Consider the following 6,054-nt stretch of genomic DNA (forward strand, 5'->3'; position numbering starts at 1 on the left):
CAGACATGAAGTTTTACATCACAACTCCGATCTACTACGTGAACGACACTCCACATATTGGGCATGCTTACACGACAGTGGTTGCAGATGTGCTTACTCGTTATAGAAAGCTTTTTGGAGATGAGTCTTATTTTTTGACCGGAACTGACGAGCACGGACAAAAGGTTCAAAAGGCTGCGGAAAAAAGGGGACTCGAACCACAAGTTCATTGCGACGAAATGGTTTTGAATTTCAAAAACATTTGGAAAGAATTGGATATCAATTACGATAAATTCATCAGAACAACAGATGACTACCACAAAAAGGTTGTCCAAGACTCCCTTCAAGAACTTTACGACAAAGGCGAAATCTATCTTCAAGAATACGAAGGTTGGTATTCTGTTTCAGAAGAAATTTTCTATACAGAAAAAGATTTGGTAGATGGAAAGTCTCCCTCTGGAAAAGAAGTTCAACTTGTAAAAGAGAAAAACTATTTTTTCAAAATGTCGAAGTACCAAGACAAACTCCTCGAGTACATCAAAAATAATCCTGAATTTATTCAGCCAGATGCCAAAAGAAATGAGACTTTGGGATTTTTAGGAAAACCTCTCGAAGATCTTTGTATCAGCCGGCCAAAAGCTCGCCTCTCTTGGGGAATCGAAATTCCTTTCGATAAAGATTATGTTACGTATGTTTGGTTTGATGCTTTGATCAACTACATTTCTGGAATTGGGTACAAGCAGGCAGATAAAGAAAAACAGTTCAAAGACACTTGGGCCGAAGCCATTCATTTGATTGGAAAAGATATTCTTATTACGCACACCATTTATTGGCCGACAATGTTGATGGCACTGGGAGTTCCTCAACCCAAAAAGATTTTTGCTCACGGCTGGTGGCTCACCGGCAATGCCGCAAAGATGAGTAAATCTGAGGGCGAAGTTGTAAAGCCCTTAGATATGAAAAGCATCGTCGGCGTTGATGGATTGAGATATTTCTTAACACGAGATATTTCCCTCGGAAACGATGCTCAGTTTTCTCAAGATCTCGTGATTCAAAGGGTGAACACGGAGCTTGCCAACAATCTTGGAAATTTACTTTCTCGCACAGGCCAGCTTATTAATAAATACTTCGAAGGAAAAATTCCAGACATTAAAATCAAATCTGACATCTGCGTAAGCCTTTTAAAAATGGCGACCGCTACTCCGGAAAAAGTAAGAGAGGAAGTTCTTCACTTTGCTCCACAAGCTGCTGTTGGCCATGTGGTTGAGCTTTTAACCGAAGCCAATAAGTTTCTAGAGACCGAAGCTCCTTGGAAAAAAGCCAAAGAAGATCTGAATGCTGCGGGTGAATCTTTAGTAACAGTGCTTGAAGTTCTCAGAATTGCGGGAACTCTGCTTCACCCAGTTATGCCTGGCAAGACGACTGAACTTTTAAAGCGCATAGGCTTTGTCGGTGAACCCAGCTTTGCTGAAACAAAGATTGCTCAGGCTTTAAAACCTGGATCCGAAGTCATTAAAGCAGATCCATTATTTCCGAGAGTTGATAATAAGTAATTATGAACTTACAACCTACATTAAAAGGAAATCTAACTACTCTAAGGCCACTGAAATCTGATGAGTTTGAATCGCTCTTTGCCGTCTCTGCCGATCCCCTACTTTGGGAGCAACATCCTGTTTATGATCGATATAAAAGAGAGGTCTTTGAAGATTTCTTTAAGCTGGCAATAGAATCTCAAGGGGCTTTTGCCATCATCGATAACTCCAGCGGGGAAATGATTGGCAGTTCACGTTTCTATGATTTGGATCCCACTAAAAAGACAGTCATTGTAGGTTACACTTTTTTAGCTAGAAAATATTGGGGCAAACGTTACAACGAAGAAATCAAGAATCTTATGCTCAACTACGCATTTCAATTTGTTGATACCGTTCTCTTTGAGGTTGGTGAAAACAATATGAGATCGCAACTTGCTATGAAAAAAATTGGTGCAAAATTAGCAGGAAAAACCAATCTAGATAATAAATCACGTTTGATTTTTAAAATTGATAAAAAAGACTGGAAGGATGTATGAACAAGCCACCTTTTATTGGAAACTACAAAGATTTTATGGAAGAGGATAATCAAACCTACAAAGGCAGTGACGAGCTTTTAGCTTACGGTGCGCCTGTAGGTAAAAAATTAGGATTAGAAAAAATTGGAATTCATGTTGTGACTATTCCTCCTGGTAGAAGGACATCATGGCCCCACGCCGAAAGTGCAGAAGAAGAGTTTGCCTACGTAATCGAAGGAAACCCTTCCGTGTGGAATGATGGCTACCTCACCGATTTAAAACCTGGAGACTTCATAGCGTGGCCAGCAGGAACTGGTATTTGTCATACGATATTGAATAACACAAAGGAAAATTGTTTGGTTTTAGTTGGAGGAGAGGCCAATAAAGATGAAAACAAATGTTACTATGCTCTAAACCCAAAGCGTAATGAAGAAATCAAAAAGACTAATTTTTTATGGGAAGATTGGCCCGAAAGAGATTTTGGACCACACGATGGAATTCCTAAGAAATGAGTAAGAATAAAAAGATTTTCAACGTTTGTTTATTTATTTTTTGCTCCGTAGTTCTTTATCTGCACCTTAAACATCAGAATAAATCTTACAACGCACCATCGAAAAACCAATGCGAATCTCTATTTAAGTAGAAAATTTGCTCTCTTTGGCACACGAGACCTTAGCAGTCTTTACAAATGGCTCTTAAACACTGGTTAAGTCTCTGAAAAAGCGCGATTTTGGTTGGCAGTAACACTGTAGTGTTTAAGGGGGGAATGTGAAATTCATTTTTATTGCTGTTCTATTTCTTGCTACAACTTCCAATGCACAATCTATCCACGAAAGACTGAAAGCTCCACTCGTCGGTGCTCACCGCGGTGGGAATTCTATTTCTGGCACTAACAATACCATCGAAAAATTTTTAAATATGATCAAAGCCGGTGGCGATATCATTGAAACTGACATTCAACCAACAAAAGATGGCGTACTCGTTATTTTTCACGACGCGATTCTCGATGATGATACAAACTGTAAAGGTAAAGTTTCAGAAACTACTTATGAGCAAATTAAAAAATGTACTCTTAAGGGCGGAAAAAAAATTGATACCTTTGAAGATGCGCTGATCGCTATCAACGGTAAAGCCATTTTGAATGCAGAATTCAAAGGTGATTTAAGTGTCGTTGTCCCGGCAATAAAACTCGCTCAAAAATATAACGCCTATGACTGGGTTTATTTTCAAACCAAAGCAGAAAGAGAAAGATATCTCCTGGCTCGTAAAACAGATAATAAAATTGCTCTTTTATACAAGGCAAATAATGTTACTGAACTAGATTGGATCATTTCTCAGCGAGATCCATATCTGGTCGTTATCGAAATGGAAAAAGACATGGCAACTCCTGCCAACATCAAGAAAGCTCATGAAGCGGATAAGCTTGTTTCCGTGAACTCCTGGAGGTATGGAAGCCTAGAGGAGTACTTTAGTGCAGCCTGCGACAAAGTGTTTAAACTTGGAATTGATATTGCCATCGCTAATAATATTCAGAGCTGTATTGGACAAAAGAAGTACTATAAGCACCAACCTTAGATCCAGTTCAAATCTTTCTAGTGATATAAATCAACCTCTTGAATAAAGTGTCCGTTATAATCGGATATGAATTAAGGGGTTTTTATATGAAAATAATTTTGTTTTCGTTTGTTTTTTTAATGTCTATTCAAAGTTACGCTGACTATCCTACAGATAGAAAGTGTGCCCACATCGCTGCATGGATCACTGGAAATGCATACGGTCTTAAAGTTGTCGATACTGACCTCGCTCCTGCCGATACAAATATTTATACAAAGTATTCCACAAATAAAAATCAAACAGAATTGTATCGCGGAAAAAAGCGTATTATTTTTAAAAAAACTGGTAACAGAATTTCTACTATCTATGATGGAAATAAAATTCATATAATGGATGGGAACTGCAACTTATTTCAAACTCTTCAAAATGGAGCAACATCTGCGGATAAAACTTCCATTCTCTACGATCAAAATCTTTGCCAAGAAATTGGTAAGCTTTATAGATCTGCAGGCATCAAGCACCCTACGGGTAAGGAACTGGAGGGTAACGTTCAAAATTTAATAATTGCTAAAAATAAGCAATTAGCACTGGAGGGTGTAAACGACAAAATTCCTTTAGTATTTGATAAGAATAATATCTACACCGCTCAGGGTTACGCTGCAAAATGCACTTTTCAAGCAAGCTACGAAAAAAAATTGGAAGGACTCTTTATTGAAGAAGAACCTCATTCAAAAGCATGGACAACTAAAGTTTGGGAAGCCATTCTACCGAAAAATCGAAATAAAGCACCTTCTTCCGCAAATCAATAGATAAATCATCTCAAATTCTTTGGCCCAAACGCCTCTGGCAAGAGCTCTTTAAAAGTATAAACACTTTTTAATTCTTTCAAGTTGCCAATCCAAATTTGTGTTTTGTCATTGAAAAACTCTGCCATCACTTGTCTGCACATTCCGCATGGCGGAGTTTGCATTTCGGTGTCTGTCACGACCACGATGTGCTTGAACTTCTTATCACCATTCTTGACGGCTTCAACAATGGCTACACGCTCCGCGCAGATCGTTCCGCCGTAACTTGCATTTTCTACGTTTGTTCCCACGTAGATTTCGCCTGCATTAGTGACAAGCGCGCTGCCCACTTTAAATTTTGAATAAGGGCTGTACGAATTGAGTCTTATGGCCACTGCTTTTTTGTGAGCTTTCTTTACGACATCAGGGATTTTCATTTTTACTCCAATGATTATGTTACGCTCTGATTTCATACTTTAAGAAACGACAATCGATTGGTCCATTGAAAACTGGAATGCGAAGCGTAGATTTTAAACCTAGAAGTTGCACCAACTCCTTATGGCCAGACAAAATCCAACATTCCCAACCCTTGAAGTTTGTTTTGAGAGAAAAACCAAGATCACGGTAAACATCTTTTAGATTTTCATCATTTCCTAAACGTTCCCCATAAGGTGGATTGACGATCAAAATCCCTGTCTCACATGGAGGCGTTAAAATATCCACGCCGGATCGGCCGATCTTGATGAAGTCTTGCAATCCCGCTTTATGTACGTTTGATTTTGCTGCCTTGGTTGCTTGATTGTCGATGTCGTAACCGAAAAATTGCAAATCTGTTTCTTGTTTTTCAAGATCAAAATATTTCTGAGTCAATTCATCCCAATCATTTTGGTTGAAGGATTTTAATTTTTGAAATTGGAATTTCTTTTTATTGAGACCCGGATATTGATTAAGCGCCATCATCGCTGCTTCAATCAAAAAAGTTCCAGATCCACACATAGGATCGACAACATTAGTTGTTCCTTTGTATCCCGCAATTCTTAAAAGACCTGCTGCTAAGTGCTCTCTCAAAGGCGCCATAACTGTAGTTTCTCGGTAACCTCTTAATGACAAACTATCGCCAGAAGTATCCAGAGCGACATCCACTCTGTCATCCACCACTCTGATGTTGATAATCAAATGTGGATTGTCTTTATCTACGCTTGGTCTTTCACCAAATTGATCACGGAATCTATCTGCGATGGCATCTTTTGCTTTCATCGCGACGTAACGTTGATCGGTAAAATTTCTGCCCCAAACTGTGGAGTGAATCATGAAAGTTTGATCTTTAGTGATAAATTCTTCGAACGCTATATCGTAAACTTTTTTGTAAAGTTCTTCAGGGTCTTGGGCTCTGAATGAAGTGATTGTTAAGAGAATTCTCGTGGCTATGCGTGAACAGATATTTGCTTTCATGCAGTCTTGCATATCTCCTTCAAAGTAAACTCCTAAGAAAGATTTCTTTACATTTTTTAATCCGATTTCCTCTAGTTCAGAAACTAAAGCGTCCTCGAGCCCTTCCGACGTCATTGCATAAAACAGCATAGCCTAACTCACTTTCACCAGCACCGATTTGAATTTCAAAGAACCCCGTTTATGCCAAAGTCCAGCCAAAGAGTCCACACCAAAAGGCGCTTAGTCGCTTTTGGCGAC

The 6,054-nt window shown here is 38.9% G+C and carries 7 protein-coding genes; 5 read left to right on the top strand and 2 right to left on the bottom strand.

Translation table 11 applies throughout. The features are described from left to right. Positions 1-5 precede the first annotated feature (5 nt). The 5 genes from metG to V4596_06635 all read left to right on the top strand — a co-directional run bounded on the left by metG (position 6) and on the right by V4596_06635 (position 4,389). Entirely contained in the window at positions 6-1,532 is a 1,527-nt protein-coding gene (metG, locus tag V4596_06615) for a methionine--tRNA ligase (GenBank protein MES2768803.1), read from the top strand. 2 nt (positions 1,533-1,534) lie between these two features. After that, a complete protein-coding gene (locus tag V4596_06620) occupies positions 1,535-2,047 on the top strand; it encodes a GNAT family N-acetyltransferase (GenBank protein ID MES2768804.1) in 513 nt (170 codons plus the stop codon). Next, entirely contained in the window at positions 2,044-2,538 is a 495-nt protein-coding gene (locus tag V4596_06625; GenBank protein ID MES2768805.1) for a cupin domain-containing protein, read from the top strand. The genes V4596_06620 and V4596_06625 overlap by 4 nt, the downstream gene beginning before the upstream one ends. Before the next feature lie 256 nt (positions 2,539-2,794). Continuing rightward, a complete protein-coding gene (locus tag V4596_06630; protein ID MES2768806.1) occupies positions 2,795-3,601 on the top strand; it encodes a glycerophosphodiester phosphodiesterase family protein in 807 nt (268 codons plus the stop codon). A gap of 86 nt (positions 3,602-3,687) precedes the next feature. Continuing rightward, positions 3,688-4,389, top strand: coding sequence for a hypothetical protein (locus tag V4596_06635; protein ID MES2768807.1), 702 nt, complete (start codon positions 3,688-3,690; stop codon positions 4,387-4,389). 5 nt (positions 4,390-4,394) lie between these two features. On the opposite strand, the gene cdd is transcribed toward V4596_06635, so the two are convergent. Beyond that, entirely contained in the window at positions 4,395-4,802 is a 408-nt protein-coding gene (cdd, locus tag V4596_06640; GenBank protein MES2768808.1) for a cytidine deaminase, read from the bottom strand. A gap of 19 nt (positions 4,803-4,821) precedes the next feature. After that, complete coding sequence (locus tag V4596_06645; protein MES2768809.1) at positions 4,822-5,946, bottom strand: THUMP domain-containing protein; 1,125 nt, start codon at positions 5,944-5,946, stop codon at positions 4,822-4,824. Between the last annotated feature and the right edge of the window lie 108 nt (positions 5,947-6,054).

The organism is Bdellovibrionota bacterium, assembly GCA_040386775.1.
Lineage (GTDB): Bacteria > Bdellovibrionota > Bdellovibrionia > Bdellovibrionales > JAEYZS01 > JAEYZS01.

Coding starts and splice junctions, on each gene's coding strand:
- cdd (MES2768808.1), bottom strand. CDS start 4,802: ATGAAAATCCCTGATGTCGTAAAGAAAGCTCACAAAAAAGCAGTGGCC.
- V4596_06625 (MES2768805.1), top strand. CDS start 2,044: ATGAACAAGCCACCTTTTATTGGAAACTACAAAGATTTTATGGAAGAG.
- V4596_06635 (MES2768807.1), top strand. CDS start 3,688: ATGAAAATAATTTTGTTTTCGTTTGTTTTTTTAATGTCTATTCAAAGT.
- V4596_06645 (MES2768809.1), bottom strand. CDS start 5,946: ATGCTGTTTTATGCAATGACGTCGGAAGGGCTCGAGGACGCTTTAGTT.
- V4596_06620 (MES2768804.1), top strand. CDS start 1,535: ATGAACTTACAACCTACATTAAAAGGAAATCTAACTACTCTAAGGCCA.
- metG (MES2768803.1), top strand. CDS start 6: ATGAAGTTTTACATCACAACTCCGATCTACTACGTGAACGACACTCCA.